Origin of the sequence: Stappia stellulata DSM 5886 (assembly GCF_000423705.1) — a bacterium.
Lineage (GTDB): Bacteria > Pseudomonadota > Alphaproteobacteria > Rhizobiales > Stappiaceae > Stappia > Stappia stellulata.
Map to the genome: position 1 here is coordinate 429625 of NZ_KE384083.1, position 15729 is coordinate 445353.

The window sequence follows — 15729 nt, forward strand, 5'->3', positions numbered from 1 at the left end:
CCGGCCGGCAGTTGCCTCACCCGGTCGGCAGGACCCAGCCGGACGAAAGGCAGACCGGAACGGTCTCGCCCGGCGTCAACCTTTGGCGCACATGGGCGACCAGCGGCGTGGCGATGCCCTCCACCGAAAGGGCCGCATCCCAGAAACCGCCGCGATAGACCGCCGTCTCGACCCGCGCGTTGACCGCATGCGGCTCGGTCCTGATCTCGACGTCCTCCGGCCGCAGCACGATGCGCGCCGGCCCCTGGTCGACGGAACCCGCGCAATCGGCGGCAAAGCGGAACGGCCCGCAGCGAACCTCGGCGCAGCGCGTGCCGTTCGCGCCGGACACGCCGTCCAGCATGCCGTCCCAGATCGCGGCGCGCCCGATGAAACGGGCGACACGCTCGCTCGCCGGCCGGCGATAGAGGAACTCGGGCCGGTCGGACTGAAGCACACGCCCCTCCCACAGGATCGCGATCCTGTCGGCAAGCGCCATCGCCTCGCGCTGGTCGTGGGTGATGTAGAGGGTGGTCGCGCCGGTGTTGCGATGAAACTCCGCCAGTTCCTCTTCCATCGTCTGGCGCAGATGCGGGTCGAGATTGGCCAGCGGCTCGTCCATCAGCACCGTTCCCGCCGCCTGCGCGAGACAGCGGGCCAGAGCCACGCGCTGGCGCTGACCGCCGGACAGGGACGCGGGCTTGCGCTTGGCAAATCCGTCGAGCCCCACGGTCTCCAGACTGCGCTCGACCCGGCTCTTGCGTTCGCGCGTCGACAGGCCAGCGCTTTCAACCGGGAAGGAAACATTGGCCTCGACACTCATATGCGGCCAAAGCGCATAGGACTGGAACACGACACCGACGTCGCGGTCTTCGGGTGGCACATGCAAGCCGGCCCCCGCCACGCGACGCCCATCGATATCGATCTCGCCGCCGTCCTGCGTTTCCAGGCCGGCGATCAACCGCAGCAATGTCGATTTGCCGCAACCCGACGGCCCGAGAATGACGAAAAAGCTGCCGGTCTCGATCTCGAGCGACACATCGCTGAGCGCGGCATGGGAACCGAAGCGTTTGGACAGGGAACGGACGGAAACGGACATCGGGCCTTTTCAGACTTGTCGCGGGCCGGTCCAGCGGGGCCGGCTGCAAGGAAACACGGCGCGACTATGCCGGTACGACGCGGCACTATGAAAGGGGTTTGTGAAACCGGGGTGACGCAGCCCCCGCATACAGCGCCGCACATCGGCCGTCAGCTGTCCGCAAGGTCCCAGAAAACGCGCCCCTCGCGGTCCTCGATTTCGACGATCCACACATCCGGGTCCATGCGCCGCTCGGAGGCAAGGCGCCGGTCAAGCTCGTCCTTGGGAGCCGCCTTCAGCAAGACCTCGAACAGCCGGCCGCCGGGCGTCATGCCGTCAAATGCCGATTGCGGCGCGGGTCCGTAAAGGTCGAAACAGCCGTCGCGCCGGTCGACGACGATATAGATTGCCCCGGCCTCTAGCGCGCCCTTGGAAACGACGCTGGCATAGGCGTTTTCCGAAAAGCAGCGCCGCACAAGCGCGGATACGAAGAAGTCGGATGTCAGACGCATTCAGGAGCTCCGCCGCCAGGCCCGTCAGGGGCGCGAATCGCAAGCCCAGCATAGTCACCCCCCGAGCGGGCGGCCCAGCACGTTTTCGAGTTCCGTCGCAATGCGTTCGCTGATCGCACCGTCGATCGGCAAGCCCCGGTCCAGCTCGAAACGCCGGATGGCGTTTGAGGTCTGTTCGCCGGCATAGCCGTCGACCTCGATCGGACCGTATCCGAGTTCCGCAAGAGCCGACTGAATGCCGGCAATGCGGACACGCTCGGGCGAAAGGGCCGTAGAGGGCGTGGCCGACGGTGACGCGGAGGACGATCCCGGCACGGTGGCCGGCGGCAGTGGCGGCAGCGGCGGCGCGTCAGGTCCATTGACCCCGTCGCCCGTGTCGAGTGACAGCCGCGCCATCAGCGCCTCGTCGACACGGCCCGTTTCCGCAAGGCCGCGAGCGCGCTGGTAGGCGCGCACGCCGCGCTCGGTCGCGGGTCCCTTGAGGCCGTCGAGCGGTCCTTCGTACATGCCGAGCCGCCGCAGTTCGACCTGGATGTCGCGCACCAGCTTTTGCGCCTGCAGCGTTGCACGGTCCGGCGCGGGCGCCACCTCGGCGGGCGGCGACGGGCGGTCTCTGGTCGCGACCAGCGGTGCCGGATGGCGGCCGGACTGAAATGCCGTTGCATTTGCAATGATCAAAAAGCCGGTGAGCACCATGACCAGCCAGCCGCCTGCGGCGACCGGATTGTCGAGCGCAGCCGCGCCGAACCCTCCGCCGGAGCCGGAGGTGTCGTGCTCGGCCGCCCGGGCCTTGGCTCGCGGACGCCTGGACTTGCGCTGTCCCTGACTCATCGAAGCCCCCGGGTCATGCGATCCGCCTTACCGCCGCGGCCTGGGCGGGACCCGCTGCAACACTGGCGTCGGATGCGGGTTCGGATGCGGACATGCGGTCGATATCTGCCGGTTCTGCAATCGCCGTGGAAGGAGCCTGAGCGAGCGGCAGATAGACCGTCACGCAGGTTCCCGCGCCGACGCGGCTTTCGAGCGTGACCCGCCCGCCGTGCAGTTCGGCCAGCCCCTTGACGACCGACAGTCCGAGCCCGGCGCCCTCATGGGCGCGCGTGGTTCCGTCGCTTGCCTGCACGAAGGGCTTCGTCACGCGCTCCAGATCCGCCGCCTCGATGCCGACGCCCGTGTCGCGTACACCGAATACCAGCCCCGAAGCTTCCTTGCGGGCAAAGAGCACGATCCGCCCGCCTGAGGGCGTGAACTTCACGGAATTGGCGAGAAGGTTCAATGCAATCTGTCGGCAAGCGCGCGGATCGGCGGTGAACTCGCCGAGATCGAGCGGAATGTCGGACGACAGGCGCAGGCCGGCCTGGTCGGCCTCCGCCGCCATCATCCGCCGGCAGCCGTCGAGACAGTTTCGCATGTCGACGGCTTCGACGGCGATGCGGAACTGACCCGCCTCGATCCGCGCCATGTTCAGCATGTCGTTGACCAGTTGCAGCAAATGGCTGCCCGACTGATGGATCAGGCCGGCGTAGTCTTGCACCTTTTGCGGCTCGGCGGCCGCCTGCGGCAGCTTCCGCATCAGGTCGGAGAAGCCGAGAATCGCATTGAGCGGCGTGCGCAGCTCGTGGCTGACGGTTGCCAGAAAGCGCGAGCGGGCCTCCTGGGCCGCATCCGCCGCTTCGCGGGCGGCATCGCGGTCGGATTCCATCTCGCGACGGGTGTCGATGTCGCGGATCACCGAGACGACGCGCCCACCCTCGGGATCGGTCATCACCTCGAAGTCGATCCAGCCGAAGTCGGAGAGCCCGGTTTCGCCCGGACGATTGCCGCCCCGGCGCAGGCGCAACTCAAGACGGCGCGGGGTGCCGTCGGCGCCGGTGTCGGAGATCGCCTTCAGATAGGCCGGCCGGTCGCCGACATGGAGACGCTGGAAGAACCCGTCCCCGGCGAATTCGGCGGGCGCGAGGCCGAACAGGCCGCGTACCGTGGGCGAAATGCTTGCGATCCGTCCGCCGTTTTCATGCACGGCGACCGCGTCGCGGGCGTGGAGCGCGAGAAGCCGGTGACGGCCCGCTTCGCCCCGCGCCTGCGCCTCGGCGGCCCGGAGGTCCGCGACGAAGGCGAGCGCCAGCAGACTTGCCAGCATCAGGGCCATCGCGGTCGCGACCGCGCCGACCGGCAGCATGCCGAAGAGTGGATCCGGCGCGGCTGGCGTCAGGGCATTCGCGTCGACGCCGGCAAGAAGGGCGACCAGACCGATACAGACGGCAAGCGTCAGGGCAACCGCACCGGGCCGGCGGGTGAGCGCGGCTTCAAGAGGCGCCAGCACGAGAAAGGCAAGCGCCGGCGAGGCAAGGCCGCCGCTCAGCGCAGCCAGCCCGGCGACGAAGCCGGCGGAGGTGATGGCGGAGCCAAGCTGCCCGCGCGCCAGCGCACCGCTGCGCGAGACATACATCGCCAGCGGCAATTGCGTCAGCGCCCAGGCGAAAACGAGGATGGCCGCGGGCGACAATGGTCCGTGCAGCGCAAGCAGCATCGGCAGCGCCACGAGCGCGAGCGCTCCGCACGCAAGATGCGCGCCGATGAAGGCCCGGTGTCTGAAAAGGCCGGAGGCGTCCTGCGCCGCCGACGGGTGGACCAACTGGTCGACGAGGCCGAACCCGCGCCGCAGCCGATCCCGAAATTCTGGCATCATATTCCTGGTCCCGGCACCCGTGCCGTTTGTTCGCCAATCTTGTCTGCAATGGTCACAGGAACGGCTTAAGGAACCGTGAAACCATCGTTTTTCGGGCTGAGCCCGTGATCGGCGGCGCGCGCGCCAATTTCGCTAAAATTTGATGCAAATTTTGCGAAAACTCGTCTCGAAATTGATGAAAATGCACGCGCGACCCGCAACAGCTTTTTCGAACGCACCTGCTAGTGTGCGGGAATAACGGTTTTCGACGACCCGTCTGCGGCGATCGGAACCGACCTTTAACAGGACGACTGAACGAAGGGCGGCAATGATGTTCTTCTTGCTGAGATGCGCATTCTGGATCGGTCTGGTGCTCCTGCTCCTGCCGATCGACACGGGTCCGGACGAAAGTGCGACCGCCGGGATATCCCCGGTGAAGGCTTTCTTTGCGGCGCAATCGACCATCAGCGACCTTTCCGGCTTCTGCGAACGCAATCCGGAGACCTGCGCCACCGGCGGACAGGCCATCGCCCGCATCGGCGAAAAGGCGAAGGTCAGCGCCAAGATCCTGATCAACTACATGGACGAGGACGGCACGCTGGTCACCGGCGCGACCGGAACGCTTTCGGCCGCCGATCTGGAACCGGAATGGGCGCTCGACCTGCCCTCCGCAGGATCATCGCAGGCCCCGGCAGAGGCGACCGCGCCTCCGGCCGAGACGGCCAATCTGCCGCAGGACGGCGCATCGCCGCTCCCGACGCCCAGACCGCGCCCCGGAGCCTGACAGCCAAAGCCGCAAGACTTCGACAGACACTCCCGGCGCGCTCCACAAACAAACGTTTGCGCCAACACTTGGCGGGTTTTCCGCCAGCCGCAGGCGACTTGCTGCCCATTTCGCCTGCGGCCTTTTCTTTTTTCGTCCATGCACGGGCACCGGTTCCGCGTTCAATCCTGTGAGCGACGGTTTTCTTGGGGCGGCAAGCGGACTATATACGGGACCAGTTATCCCCCGACCCGACAGGCGCCATGATCCCTCCCCTTTCAGAAATCCTCGACAACTTCGAATTCCTCGACGAGTGGGACGACCGCTATCGCTATGTCATCGAGCTGGGCCGCACCCTTCCGGCGTTCCCGGAAGCGGAACGCACCGAGGCCAACAAGGTGCGCGGCTGCGTTTCCCAGGTCTGGCTGTCGAAAACCGCCACCCGCGACGCCGACGGCGCCACTCGCCTCACCTATGACGGCGACAGCGACGCCCATATCGTCAAGGGCCTCGTCGCCATCGTGCTTTCCGCCTACAACGGCAAGAGCGCCGCGGAAATCGTCGAGACCGACATCGACGGCGTTTTCGGCCAGATCGGCCTGAAGGAACACCTGACCCCGCAGCGCGCCAACGGTCTGAAATCCATGGTGGAACAGATCCGCGCGGATGCGCGCGCAGCCCTGGCGGACGCCTGAAGACGCAAAGCGGCCGTCACGGCATCAGGCCGTAGTGACGCGCAAGACGGGCCAGCCCCATCATCAGCACGATCTTTCCGGAGCGCGGCGGCCAGCGCCGCGCCTTTTCGACCTCCCCAAGCCCCTTCAACTCACAGCACACATCGATCAGCACCGGCGCCAGTTCCGGGCCGACCGCTTTCAGCGCGCGGTCCACCCGGCTCCGCGCCGCAATCGTTGCATCGGAGAGCTCCGCAATCCCGGAAGCGCCGGAGCGTTTTCCGCCGGTGCCGCCGGCCCCGTCCCAGCTCTGCGTCGCCAGACCCGGGACGATGCGCCCGAAAGTGACGTCGCTCCGCAACCGTTCGCCGGCCTCGAACCTCGACGCATCGATCAGGGGCTGACCGTCCGCGCCCTTGCGGTTGCGCAACCAGGAAAGCGGGCTTTCCCCGTGGTCGACGGCCAGAACCTCACGTGATCCGTCGGGCTGCGCCAGCGTTCGCGTTCCGCGCGCCTGATGCTGCGCGCGAAATCCGTCGTCACCACCTGACGCGCGCCTGAGACGGGCACGGCCTGTTTGCGACACTCGCAGCGTCCCCGCGCCGCACCGCTCGATCAGGCCCTGCTTCATGGCACTGCGCAAGACGGGAGCGGCGACAAGAACCTCTTGCGACTGGATCCGCCGCTCACTTGCCCCGGGGGTCGCGACGAGACGAAACCGGCTTTCGTCGCTCGCCGTCTCGCCACTGCAGGTCCCGGACGTTGAGATCCGCCAGAAGCCGGCCCCCTCGAGCCGTTTGAGGAACCGGTCAATCTCGCGGCCCGACGGCGCCGGGCCGACCCGGGGCACGGCCGGCATCAACCACGCCCCCGCCGCGACCGGGACAAGGGACCAAGCGCGCCTTCCACGGCGCGTTCAATGGCATTCAGAAGCTCTTCGAATGCCGGATCGTCGCGCCGATCCTCCACCACCCGGCAGGCGTGCGCCACGGTCGTCCGGTCACGTGCAAAGCGGTTTGCCACCGCCGTCAGCGTCTGGCGCAAAACGACATGATGCAGATACATCGCGACCTGACGGGCGAGCGCCACATGCGCCAGCCCCCGGCTGCGCCCGGCAAGCTCCTGCTGCGATACTCCGAACACGCAGACCACGCAGGCCGTGACGATCAGTTCGGCACCACGCATGTTCATGTCCGCCTGCGCGTCGTCGCCGCTTGCCGATCCGCCGCGCGGCTTGCGCGGTGCGCGGCCGTTATTCGCCTCCGACACGCCCGGATGACGGTCCTCTCCGTCCGGCCAAATCGCAGCGCCCGCAACCGCCACCTGCCCCACCACTTCGCTCTGGTTCGCCTGCATGTCCCAACTCCCGACAACAATCACAAGTTTATAGGTTTATATTCCTATATGTTTACGCGAGAAATACACGCGCGGGGATAAGTCGCTGCCGGCCCCGGCTTCACGGTCCAGAACATGCCGGATTTCTCCCCGCAGCCGGTCCGCGCGCCATACTGCCTGCCAGGAACGACGCGCGAAGACTGCATGCGGAGAACGCCCGGATGATGGACCGAAAAGAGGCGCACAAGGCATGCCCGCTGGCGGCTCACGCCTGCCCGCCGACGCCAGGCGCACGCCCGGTCGAACACGTGACGTGCCCGTCAGCTTGCGTGGCGCTCTATCAGCGTCTGGCACGGCGACTGGCGGTTCCGTCCGCTCCTTCGGGCCAGGAGCCAGCGGACATGGCCTGCATCGACGCTACCGTCCTGGCGTGCCAGACCGGCTGGCTGGACCAGGCGGCGGCGATGGAGCGAGAGCGCGGCCGCGCCGGTTCCTGGCTCCATGACCGGCACCGGCTCTCCGCGCTCAGGCAACTGCATTCGATGGCGCTTTGTCTCGCCCGTCTTCGTCAGCCGGAACCGGGAGCGGAAACGCAAACGACCGCCGCGATGTCTCGCGGCGGTCGTGGCAACCCGGCCAGAGCCGGATAGTTGCGAACAAAGATGCTTACTTGGTGCGCTTGCGCTGCTGGCCGAGGCCCATCTTCTTGGCAAGCTCCGAACGCGCGGCCGCATAGTTCGGCGCGACCATCGGGTAGTCGCTGGCAAGGCCCCACTTCTCGCGGTATTCCTCGGGCGACATGTCGTAATGCGTGCGCAGGTGGCGCTTGAGCGACTTGAACTTCTTGCCGTCTTCCAGGCAGATGATGTAGTCCGGCGTCACGGACTTCTTCAACGGGACAGCCGGCTTCAGCGGCTCCGGCTCCGGCTCCACAGCAGCCGTACTGGTACGATGCAGCGCGTTGTACACTTCGTTGATCAAGCCTGCGAGGTCAGTCGAGGCGACCGTGTTGTTTGCAACATAAGCCGAGACGATATCGGCGGTCAGGTCGATGAGATTGTCGTCGGCGACCATTTCAGTCATTTTCCACCCACTAGTTATGACGGAACACATCGGAAATAGATCGGCAGAATAGCTTCTACAAAGTGATCAACGTACTGTCGCGATATTGCGACGCAACCCCAACCGACTTCGATTCTGCCGTCGTGAAAGCATGAAGACCGTATATATCGGAGAAATTGAGATCACAAGAAAAAACTTGAAAGAATCTATGACCCGATCCTGCTTCATCGCAGGAATTCGTGACTGAACCTTAGTTTTCGCGTCTCGAAAAAGAAGCAGAGCCCGAATAATTAGGCTGAAAACCGCTCCGCCACATACACGCATGACGTCACGGCACGGAGTTCACTCGCTTCCCTTGCCCATCTCGTCGATCTTGGTGTCCGCACACGGCCGGTAACCCGCTTCATAGGCGGCCTTTGCCAGAAGATGGGCGGCAACCGGAGCGGTTAACAGGAAGAATACCACGCCGGCGAAAGCACGGGTGATGACATCAATCTGATGCGCGTGCACGGCCAGCGCAACAAGCATCAGCCCGGACCCGAGCGTCCCCGCCTTCGAACCGGCGTGCATGCGCATGTAGACGTCCTTCAGCCGCAACAGGCCAATCGAGGCGATCAGGGCGAAAATGGAGCCGGTCACAAGCACGATGCCGACAATGATTTCATAAACGGGATTCATCGGCCGGCCTCACGATCCGCAATGCTCTGTTTCACTTCCTCGACGATGGTCGCATCTTTCGCCAGCCCGCGATTGAGCACGAAACGGGCGAAGGCCACGGTGGCGAGAAAACCGACAAGACCGAGAGCAATGGCGATGTCGACATAGAGATAATAATCGGTCTGGATACCGATCGCCGCGATGAAACCGATGCCGAGCGCCACCAGCATGTCGAGCGCCACCACCCGGTCCGGCAACGTCGGGCCCTTGATGATGCGAATGACGGTGAGAAAGAAGGCAACCGTCAGGATGGCCAGCGAAATATTGACGCAGACATCCAGAAACTCGCCCGCGAATTGTTCCAGTCCGCTCATCGGAACGCCTCCAGGATCTTGCGTTCGAACCCGTTCTTGATGTCGTCGATGGTCGCCTGCGGCTCCGGAACGTCAATGCAATGCACATACAGCGTCTTGCGGTCGTCGGAGACGTCCACCGACAAGGTGCCCGGCGTCAGCGTGATCAGGTTCGCCAGCATCGTGATCTCGAAATCCCGGTCGACGGTCAGCGGATAGGCGATGATGCCGGGTTGAAGCACGATCTTCGGGCGCAGCACGATGCCGGCCACCCGAAGCGCCGAGAGGACGAGTTCATAGAGAAACAGCAGCGCAAGGCTGACCACCTGCCAGGTCCGCGTCAGATAGCCCCGGGTGCCGACCTGCTCGCGGATGATATAGAGCGCGCCCGCCCCCAGAACGAAGCCGAAGAGAAGGTTGACCTCGGCGAAACTTCCCGTCACCGCGCCCCATGCGAGCGCCAGAAGGATGTTGATCAGGAACAAGCTGGTCACAGCGCACCCTCCCCAAAGACAGAGCGAAGATAGCCCATCGGTTCGCTCAGTGTCGCCGCGCCGCGCCCCGACACCTGCATCATGAACTCCGGCTGGACACCGAGAAGCACGACCAGCCCGAGAAGCACGCCGATCGGCAGCCAGACGTTGGCGCCGACCGCTCCGGGCGCCGGAACGGCAAAGGCCATCAACTGGCCGTCGGGCGTGCCCTCCGCCCCGCCGCGCCAGAAGGCATAGATCCACACGCGTCCGACCGCGATGGTCGTCAGCAGGCCGGTGACCAGAATGGCGCCCGCGATCCATCCGTGTCCGCCGACAAGGGCCGCATCGACCAGGATGACCTTGGGCCAGAAGCCCGAGAACGGCGGCAGCCCGGCAACCGCGAAGGCGAGCATCAGGAAGACCGCCGCGAAGGCCGGGCTGGCGCGATAGAGTCCGCCGAGCTCGCGCAGCGAATAGGAGCCGCCAAGCGCGCGCATCATGCCGGCCGCCATGTAGAGCGCGGTCATCACCAGGATCGAATGCACGGCGTAGAAGATCGTGCCGGCGAGCGCGGGCGTCGTGCCGATGGCAAGGCCCGCAAGCATCGAACCGATGCCGGAGATCACCAGGTAGCCGAGCAGGCGGCGCACGTCTGTCTGCGCCAGCGCGCCCAGCACACCGGTGAGCATGGTGACGATCGCCACCAGTGCAATCAGGTCGGCCAGCGCCACCCGGGCGTCGGGCAGAAGCAGTGCGAAGATGCGAAGCAGCGCATAGACCCCGACCTTGGTCAAAAGGCCGGCGAAGACGGCCGCGATGACGATGCGCGGCGTGTGATAGGAGGCCGGCAGCCAGAAATTGACCGGGAAGGCAGCCGCCTTCATGGCAAAGGCGAGAAAATACAGCACCGCGACCGTCATCAGCGGACCGTCCGTGCCGGCGCCCCTCGCCTTGATCGCGATATCCGCCATGTTGAGCGTGCCCAGAATGCCGTAGAGCAGGCCGGTGGCGATCAGGAACAATGTCGTCGCGATGATGTTGAGAAGCGCGTATTTGACCGCCCCGTCGAGCTGCGCGCGTTCGTTGCCAAGCACCAAGAGGCCGAAGGACGAGATCAGCAGCACCTCGAACCAGACGTAAAGGTTGAAGATGTCCCCGGTCAGGAAGGCGCCGCACACACCGGTCATCAGCAGCAGCAAAAAGGGATAGAACCCGTAGCGGCGGCCGGAATTGTCGACGTCGCTGATGCCGTAGACCGCGGCGCAAAGCGCCACGATGGACGAGGTCAGGGCCAGGGTCGCGCCCAGCGCGTCGACCGTGAAGGCAATGCCGAAGGGCGGCAACCAGCCACCGGCCACCATCGTCACCACGCCCTTGTCCAGCACATGTGCCAGAAGACCCGCGCAGGCAAAGACCAGCAGCGTCAGGAAGATGATCGCGATCTTCGGCTGAGCGGCGGTGTTCTTGCGCGTCATCAGGCAGAGCGCGCCGCCCAGAATGGTGATGATCAGCGGCGCGACCAGCAGCCAGTCGGCCGGCAAAACCGGCTCCAGGCGCATTGCCTGCGACAGGTCCACAGCGGAATCGGTAGCGGCCATCTTCAGTACCCTTGCGGCGGAGGCGTCTCGCCCGTCGGCTCGGCCACCCGCATCTCATTGGTGTCGTCGGTGCCAAGCTCCTGATAGGCGCGGAACGCCAGAACCAGCAGGAAGGCGAAGAACGAGAAGGAAATCACGATCGCGGTCAGGATCAGCGCTTGCGGCAGCGGATTGGCGATCGTGCCCGGAGGGACCTGAAACGCCTCCGGAATCACCGGCGGGACCTCCCGCATGAGCCGCCCGGAGGTGAAGATCAGGAGATTCACCGAATTCCCGAGAATCGCGATGCCCAGCAGGATGCGCACCAGTTGGCGCGACATCAGCAGATAGGTGGCGACCGCGAAGAACAGGCCGATGAGGATCGCAAGGGCCGCTTCCATCAGTCACTCTCCCTTTCTTCCAGCGCAAGCGCGATGGAGCTGATCGAACCCACCACCACCAGATAGACCCCGATATCGAAGAACAACGGCGTCGACAGCGGGATCTCGACGCCGAAGGCATGCACATACCACCACTGGCTGGTCATGAAGGGCTGCGCCATGAACAGTGACGGCAGGCCGGACAGACCCGCAATGAACAGGCCCCAGGCCGAGATCGTCATCGGATGCAGGGTGATCGCGCGCCGCACCGCGGCAACGCCGCAGGCGATGCCGTAGATCGCAAAGGCGGACGCCGCGATCAGGCCGCCGATAAAGCCGCCGCCGGGCTCATTGTGCCCGCGCAGCAGTACGAAGATGGAAAACAGCACCATCAGCGCGGCCAGATAGGGCGCGATGGTGCGGAAGATGATGGTTCTCATATCCGCGCCTCCTCGCGCTTGGACAGCGCCTCGTCGCCGGCGGCCCTGTCGATCGCCGCGTCCTCCGCGCGTTTCGGACGGACCCGGATCAGCGCCAGCACGCACAGGCCGGTGATCATCACCACAGCGATCTCGCCAAAGGTGTCGAAGCCGCGGAAGTCGACCAGAATGACGTTCACGATGTTGCGGCCATGGGCGATGGTGCGGCTGTAGGCCTCGAAGAAGTCCGACAGCGAGCGGTCGAAGGTGAGCTGGGTCACCCGGATCAGCAGCATGGCGAAGCCGACGCCGAGCGCCGTCGCGATCAGTCCGTGGGCCACCCGGTAGCCCATCGGCCGGTGGTCGCGCGGCTGCAGGTTGAGCCGGGTCATCACAAGCGCAAGGATCACCACCGACAGGGTTTCGACCATGAACTGGGTGAAGGACAGATCCGGCGCGCCGAACAGCATGAAGATCAGCGCCACCGCGAAGCCCTGGATGCCGAGCGAGACGATGGCCGTCAGGCGGGTGCGGGCGGTGAGCACCGCGATGAGACCCACCGCCGCGATGATCAGAACGCCCCACTCGTAGAAGCGGAAGTCCGGCATCTCCAGCGCGGCCGGCCAGCCGCCCGTCAGCACCGGCGGGATCAGCAGCGCAAGTGCCGCGACCAGGAAGGTCAGCGTCATGTAAATGTCCATGCGCCCGCCCTGCACACGCCGCGTGACCGCATCCGCAAACCGCACGATCCCGGAGATCGCCTGGTCGAAGCCCTTGTCGGGTCCCCAGCCGATGGCCGCGAGCGTGCCGGCCATCGCCGCGCGCAAGCGGTCGAGCTTCAGGTAAAGCACGATGCCGAGCAGCACGGTCAGGCCCGAGAGGATCAGCGGCGCGCCGACATATCCCGGCACCAGATGCACGTCGACGGTGCTCTGCACCCCGGTGATCGAGGTGATCACCGGCTGGATCAGCAGCACGCCGGTCGAATGGGCCAGAAGTGCCGCGGCAAGACCCGTCAGCGACAGAACGACCGGGCCGGCAAAGAGCAGCAGCGGGCCTTCATGCGCGTGTTTCGGCGTCTCGACCTTCGCCCCGAGGAAGGGCTTCAGCGCGACGGCCGCGGCGATCACCAGCATCAGCGCGTTGCCGATGACGGCGGTCGCGGTCAGCACGTAGTAGATGCCGCCATCGCCCCAGATCCCCGCGTAGAGATACTCCTTGGCGATGAAGCCGACGAAGGGCGGCAGGCCCGACATCGACAGCGCCGCAAGACAGGCGGCAACGAAGGTCACCGGCATGGCGCCGCGCAGGCCGCCAAGCTTCGTCACGTCACGGGTGCCGGCCTCGTGGTCGATGGTGCCGGCGACCATGAAGAGCGCGCCCTTGAACAGCGAATGCGCCAGCAGATAGAGCGCCGCGCCCTCGATGGCCTTTTCCCAGCTGGTGCCGGTCAGCATCACCAGGAGGCCGAGCGAGGCAACCGTCGTATAGGCCAGCATCAGCTTGAGGTCGGTCTGGCGCACGGCAAGCAGCGTGCCGACGATCAGCGTCGCACCGCCGAACAGCGGCAGGATGGTCGTCCACAGCATCGTGTCGCCGAGCACCGGATGCATGCGCATCAACAGATAGACACCCGCCTTCACCATGGTGGCGGAATGCAGGAAGGCGGAGACCGGCGTCGGCGCCTCCATGGCGTTGGGCAGCCAGAAATGGAACGGAAACTGCGCCGACTTGGTGAAGGCGCCGCCGAGCACCAGAAGCAGGATCAGCGGATAGAGCGCATGCTCGCGCAACACATCGCCGCCGGCAAGCACCTGCGACATCGAGGCTTCGCCCGTCACGCTCATGATGACCAGGAAACCCGCCAGCAGCGACAGGCCGCCGCCGCCGGTGATCACCAGCGCCTGGATCGCGGCGCGGCGCGAGGCCGCGCGCAGATGGTCGAAGCCGATCAGCAGGAAGGAGGTGATCGAGGTCAGTTCCCAGAACACGAAGAGCGTCAGCAGGTCATTGCCGAGCACGAGACCCAGCATCGCACCCATGAACAGGAACAGGAACGAGAAGAACCGCCCCTGATGGGCGTGGCCCTTCAGGTATCCGCCGGCATAGAGGATGATGAAGGTGCCGATGCCGGAGATCAGCAGCGCGAACATTGTCGACAGGCCGTCGATGAAGAAGGAGAAGCTCACGCCGTAGGCGGGCGCCCATGCCATGCCCGGTGTGTAGCGCGCGCCCGACGCGACCTCCGGAACAAGCCCGGCGAAAAACACGAAGACGGCGGCGGGCACGAGGGCCAGCGGCCAGGCGGCGTTGTGGCCCATCGCCCGCGTCAGCGCCGGGGCGATGATCGCGGCGGCAAACGGCGCCAGTACGGCGAAGAAGGTCGCCTCGGGTCCGAACAGCGGCATGAGCCTCCCCAGGAAGATGTTCCGGCCACAATAGCCGGCATTGGAAACGATTCGACGTTTTCTAGCGAGTGTTCGTTAAGATTTGCCCCTCTTATATGCACGTCCAAACCGGGAGCAAGCGTTTTACGCCTCCGGCGGGAAGCTTTCGTCATTCGACCGCGAAGGCATTGTCGTTTTGCCGGCGCGATCCTATTTCAGGGAGTCGCCGAAAAACGGGAGCAGGCTTCTCACAATGACAGATACATCCGCTCGACCCAAGGTTCAAAAGTCCGATGCCGAGTGGCAGACGGAGCTGACGCCGGAGCAATTCCACGTGCTCAGGCGCGCCGGCACGGAACGCCCCTTCACCGGGCCTTATTGGGACATCTTCCGGGGCGGACTCTATTCCTGCGCCGGCTGCGGCACGCCTTTGTTTCGCTCCGACACCAAGTTCGACGCCGGCTGCGGCTGGCCGAGCTTCTTCGAGACGGTCTCGCCCGACGCCGTCACCGAGATCGAGGACCGCTCGCACGGCATGCTGCGCACGGAAATCCGCTGCGGCACCTGCGACGGCCACCTCGGCCACGTCTTCCCCGACGGCCCGCCCCCCACCGGCCTGCGCTACTGCATGAACGGCACGGCGATGACGTTTGAGGAAGAGTGAGAGATCGGAACCTGCGCGCACAAGGCCCCTGCCACGGACCGCCGCTCTCGCCGAGGTTGCCAATGGATCCCCGACTTGATCGGGGATGACGGCGGTGGGTGGAACGCGCTTGCGTGTCGCTTTCTCGGAATGGTCATCTGCCTGCCAAGCTCCGTTTCGTAAAGCCCCCTCCCCCCACTGACACCGTCCTGTCAGCAGCGCCGGTCAAAGCGGCAAAACAGCCCGGCCGAGGGGTTTCCGTCGACCGGCTTTGGGACCATATTGCGGCCATGGCCAAGCGACCCTCCCCCTCCCGCAAGGCGTCGACCAAGACGGACGACGCGCCCCGCCCCGACGCGCAAGACAGCGGCGGTGCGCCCGACGGCTTCGGCGAGGCCGCGCAGGCGCCCTTCGAGGGCGCGCCGCTGACCGGCGGCGTTGCCGACTGGGCGCGGCAGCTTTCCGAGGACGACGGCGCGCCCTCCCCTTCGACGGATACGAAGGCAAAGGCAACGCCGGCTGGAAAGGCGAAAAGCGGCAAGGCCGGCGCAAAGGCCGAAAAGCCCGCCCGTTCGGCGCGCGGCACCTCGATGGGCGCGACCAACGATCCGCGCGAGCGCGCCGCCGGCGGACTGAACCCGGTCGCAGGCCTCGACATGAGCCTGGAGGACGCCGAGGCGCTGCTCGCCAAGCAGGTGGCCGAGACCAAGAAGCGCAACAAGGGCAACAAGGGCAAGGGGAAGGCCGCCAAGCCGGTGATGTCCGA

Annotated in this window: 18 protein-coding genes; 4 read left to right on the forward strand and 14 right to left on the reverse strand. The window is 65.7% G+C overall.

The window, feature by feature from the left end:
- Positions 1-16: 16 nt before the first annotated feature.
- The 4 genes from G572_RS0119080 to G572_RS24735 all read right to left on the reverse strand — a co-directional run bounded on the left by G572_RS0119080 (position 17) and on the right by G572_RS24735 (position 4258).
- Positions 17-1078, reverse strand: a complete 1062-nt coding sequence (locus G572_RS0119080) for an ABC transporter ATP-binding protein (RefSeq protein WP_029059842.1) — start codon at positions 1076-1078, stop codon at positions 17-19.
- A 149-nt stretch (positions 1079-1227) separates the two neighbouring features.
- Positions 1228-1569, reverse strand: a complete 342-nt coding sequence (locus G572_RS0119085) for a DUF1491 family protein (RefSeq protein WP_029059843.1) — start codon at positions 1567-1569, stop codon at positions 1228-1230.
- A gap of 54 nt (positions 1570-1623) precedes the next feature.
- Positions 1624-2400 carry a peptidoglycan-binding domain-containing protein gene (locus G572_RS0119090; protein WP_029059844.1) on the reverse strand — a complete coding sequence of 259 codons (777 nt, stop codon included), beginning with the start codon at positions 2398-2400 and terminating at the stop codon, positions 1624-1626.
- A gap of 13 nt (positions 2401-2413) precedes the next feature.
- The gene (locus G572_RS24735; RefSeq protein WP_051242750.1) at positions 2414-4258 is read right to left on the reverse strand and encodes a sensor histidine kinase; all 1845 of its coding nucleotides are present in this window, start codon (positions 4256-4258) and stop codon (positions 2414-2416) included.
- A gap of 307 nt (positions 4259-4565) precedes the next feature.
- On the opposite strand from G572_RS24735, the gene G572_RS0119100 reads away from it, so the two are divergent.
- Together G572_RS0119100 and G572_RS0119105 are read left to right on the forward strand one after the other, a co-directional pair.
- The gene (locus G572_RS0119100; RefSeq protein WP_051242752.1) at positions 4566-5021 is read left to right on the forward strand and encodes a DUF5330 domain-containing protein; all 456 of its coding nucleotides are present in this window, start codon (positions 4566-4568) and stop codon (positions 5019-5021) included.
- A gap of 242 nt (positions 5022-5263) precedes the next feature.
- Positions 5264-5695 carry a SufE family protein gene (locus G572_RS0119105; RefSeq protein ID WP_029059846.1) on the forward strand — a complete coding sequence of 144 codons (432 nt, stop codon included), beginning with the start codon at positions 5264-5266 and terminating at the stop codon, positions 5693-5695.
- 16 nt (positions 5696-5711) lie between these two features.
- On the opposite strand, the gene G572_RS24740 is transcribed toward G572_RS0119105, so the two are convergent.
- Positions 5712-6533 (reverse strand): DUF6456 domain-containing protein, encoded by an 822-nt coding sequence (locus tag G572_RS24740; protein WP_051242754.1) that lies wholly within the window; start codon positions 6531-6533, stop codon positions 5712-5714.
- Positions 6533-7030, reverse strand: coding sequence for a helix-turn-helix domain-containing protein (locus tag G572_RS25640; protein ID WP_051242756.1), 498 nt, complete (start codon positions 7028-7030; stop codon positions 6533-6535). The genes G572_RS24740 and G572_RS25640 overlap by 1 nt, the downstream gene beginning before the upstream one ends.
- Before the next feature lie 200 nt (positions 7031-7230).
- Between G572_RS25640 and G572_RS26345 the strand changes: the two genes are divergently transcribed.
- Positions 7231-7659, forward strand: coding sequence for a hypothetical protein (locus G572_RS26345; RefSeq protein WP_156884738.1), 429 nt, complete (start codon positions 7231-7233; stop codon positions 7657-7659).
- A gap of 16 nt (positions 7660-7675) precedes the next feature.
- Here the strand turns inward: G572_RS26345 and G572_RS0119125 are convergent, their stop codons facing one another.
- The 8 genes from G572_RS0119125 to G572_RS0119160 all read right to left on the reverse strand — a co-directional run bounded on the left by G572_RS0119125 (position 7676) and on the right by G572_RS0119160 (position 14341).
- Complete coding sequence (locus tag G572_RS0119125; protein ID WP_029059848.1) at positions 7676-8092, reverse strand: Ros/MucR family transcriptional regulator; 417 nt, start codon at positions 8090-8092, stop codon at positions 7676-7678.
- Between the two features lie 321 nt (positions 8093-8413).
- On the reverse strand, positions 8414-8749 hold the full coding sequence (mnhG, locus tag G572_RS0119130) for a monovalent cation/H(+) antiporter subunit G (RefSeq protein WP_029059849.1): 336 nt from the start codon (positions 8747-8749) through the stop codon (positions 8414-8416).
- Positions 8746-9102 carry a cation:proton antiporter gene (locus tag G572_RS0119135; RefSeq protein ID WP_029059850.1) on the reverse strand — a complete coding sequence of 119 codons (357 nt, stop codon included), beginning with the start codon at positions 9100-9102 and terminating at the stop codon, positions 8746-8748. Before G572_RS0119135 ends, mnhG begins: the two co-directional genes overlap by 4 nt.
- Entirely contained in the window at positions 9099-9575 is a 477-nt protein-coding gene (locus G572_RS0119140; RefSeq protein ID WP_029059851.1) for a Na+/H+ antiporter subunit E, read from the reverse strand. Before G572_RS0119140 ends, G572_RS0119135 begins: the two co-directional genes overlap by 4 nt.
- Positions 9572-11155 (reverse strand): Na+/H+ antiporter subunit D, encoded by a 1584-nt coding sequence (locus G572_RS0119145; protein ID WP_029059852.1) that lies wholly within the window; start codon positions 11153-11155, stop codon positions 9572-9574. Before G572_RS0119145 ends, G572_RS0119140 begins: the two co-directional genes overlap by 4 nt.
- 2 nt (positions 11156-11157) lie before the next feature.
- Positions 11158-11535 carry a Na+/H+ antiporter subunit C gene (locus G572_RS0119150; protein ID WP_029059853.1) on the reverse strand — a complete coding sequence of 126 codons (378 nt, stop codon included), beginning with the start codon at positions 11533-11535 and terminating at the stop codon, positions 11158-11160.
- Complete coding sequence (locus tag G572_RS0119155) at positions 11535-11954, reverse strand: Na+/H+ antiporter subunit B (protein WP_029059854.1); 420 nt, start codon at positions 11952-11954, stop codon at positions 11535-11537. Before G572_RS0119155 ends, G572_RS0119150 begins: the two co-directional genes overlap by 1 nt.
- The gene (locus tag G572_RS0119160; RefSeq protein ID WP_029059855.1) at positions 11951-14341 is read right to left on the reverse strand and encodes a putative monovalent cation/H+ antiporter subunit A; all 2391 of its coding nucleotides are present in this window, start codon (positions 14339-14341) and stop codon (positions 11951-11953) included. Before G572_RS0119160 ends, G572_RS0119155 begins: the two co-directional genes overlap by 4 nt.
- A gap of 232 nt (positions 14342-14573) precedes the next feature.
- Between G572_RS0119160 and msrB the strand changes: the two genes are divergently transcribed.
- Positions 14574-14984, forward strand: coding sequence for a peptide-methionine (R)-S-oxide reductase MsrB (msrB, locus tag G572_RS0119165; protein WP_029059856.1), 411 nt, complete (start codon positions 14574-14576; stop codon positions 14982-14984).
- Positions 14985-15729 lie beyond the last annotated feature (745 nt).

What these genes read in the sequence shown, in the direction of transcription:
- G572_RS0119090 (WP_029059844.1), bottom strand. Translation starts at nt 2,400, where the DNA reads ATGAGTCAGGGACAGCGCAAGTCCAGGCGTCCGCGAGCCAAGGCCCGG.
- G572_RS0119125 (WP_029059848.1), bottom strand. Translation starts at nt 8,092, where the DNA reads ATGACTGAAATGGTCGCCGACGACAATCTCATCGACCTGACCGCCGAT.
- G572_RS0119105 (WP_029059846.1), top strand. Translation starts at nt 5,264, where the DNA reads ATGATCCCTCCCCTTTCAGAAATCCTCGACAACTTCGAATTCCTCGAC.
- msrB (WP_029059856.1), top strand. Translation starts at nt 14,574, where the DNA reads ATGACAGATACATCCGCTCGACCCAAGGTTCAAAAGTCCGATGCCGAG.
- G572_RS26345 (WP_156884738.1), top strand. Translation starts at nt 7,231, where the DNA reads ATGATGGACCGAAAAGAGGCGCACAAGGCATGCCCGCTGGCGGCTCAC.
- mnhG (WP_029059849.1), bottom strand. Translation starts at nt 8,749, where the DNA reads ATGAATCCCGTTTATGAAATCATTGTCGGCATCGTGCTTGTGACCGGC.
- G572_RS0119155 (WP_029059854.1), bottom strand. Translation starts at nt 11,954, where the DNA reads ATGAGAACCATCATCTTCCGCACCATCGCGCCCTATCTGGCCGCGCTG.
- G572_RS24735 (WP_051242750.1), bottom strand. Translation starts at nt 4,258, where the DNA reads ATGATGCCAGAATTTCGGGATCGGCTGCGGCGCGGGTTCGGCCTCGTC.
- G572_RS24740 (WP_051242754.1), bottom strand. Translation starts at nt 6,533, where the DNA reads ATGCCGGCCGTGCCCCGGGTCGGCCCGGCGCCGTCGGGCCGCGAGATT.
- G572_RS0119080 (WP_029059842.1), bottom strand. Translation starts at nt 1,078, where the DNA reads ATGTCCGTTTCCGTCCGTTCCCTGTCCAAACGCTTCGGTTCCCATGCC.
- G572_RS0119150 (WP_029059853.1), bottom strand. Translation starts at nt 11,535, where the DNA reads ATGGAAGCGGCCCTTGCGATCCTCATCGGCCTGTTCTTCGCGGTCGCC.
- G572_RS0119135 (WP_029059850.1), bottom strand. Translation starts at nt 9,102, where the DNA reads ATGAGCGGACTGGAACAATTCGCGGGCGAGTTTCTGGATGTCTGCGTC.
- G572_RS0119160 (WP_029059855.1), bottom strand. Translation starts at nt 14,341, where the DNA reads ATGCCGCTGTTCGGACCCGAGGCGACCTTCTTCGCCGTACTGGCGCCG.
- G572_RS25640 (WP_051242756.1), bottom strand. Translation starts at nt 7,030, where the DNA reads ATGCAGGCGAACCAGAGCGAAGTGGTGGGGCAGGTGGCGGTTGCGGGC.
- G572_RS0119145 (WP_029059852.1), bottom strand. Translation starts at nt 11,155, where the DNA reads ATGGCCGCTACCGATTCCGCTGTGGACCTGTCGCAGGCAATGCGCCTG.
- G572_RS0119100 (WP_051242752.1), top strand. Translation starts at nt 4,566, where the DNA reads ATGATGTTCTTCTTGCTGAGATGCGCATTCTGGATCGGTCTGGTGCTC.
- G572_RS0119085 (WP_029059843.1), bottom strand. Translation starts at nt 1,569, where the DNA reads ATGCGTCTGACATCCGACTTCTTCGTATCCGCGCTTGTGCGGCGCTGC.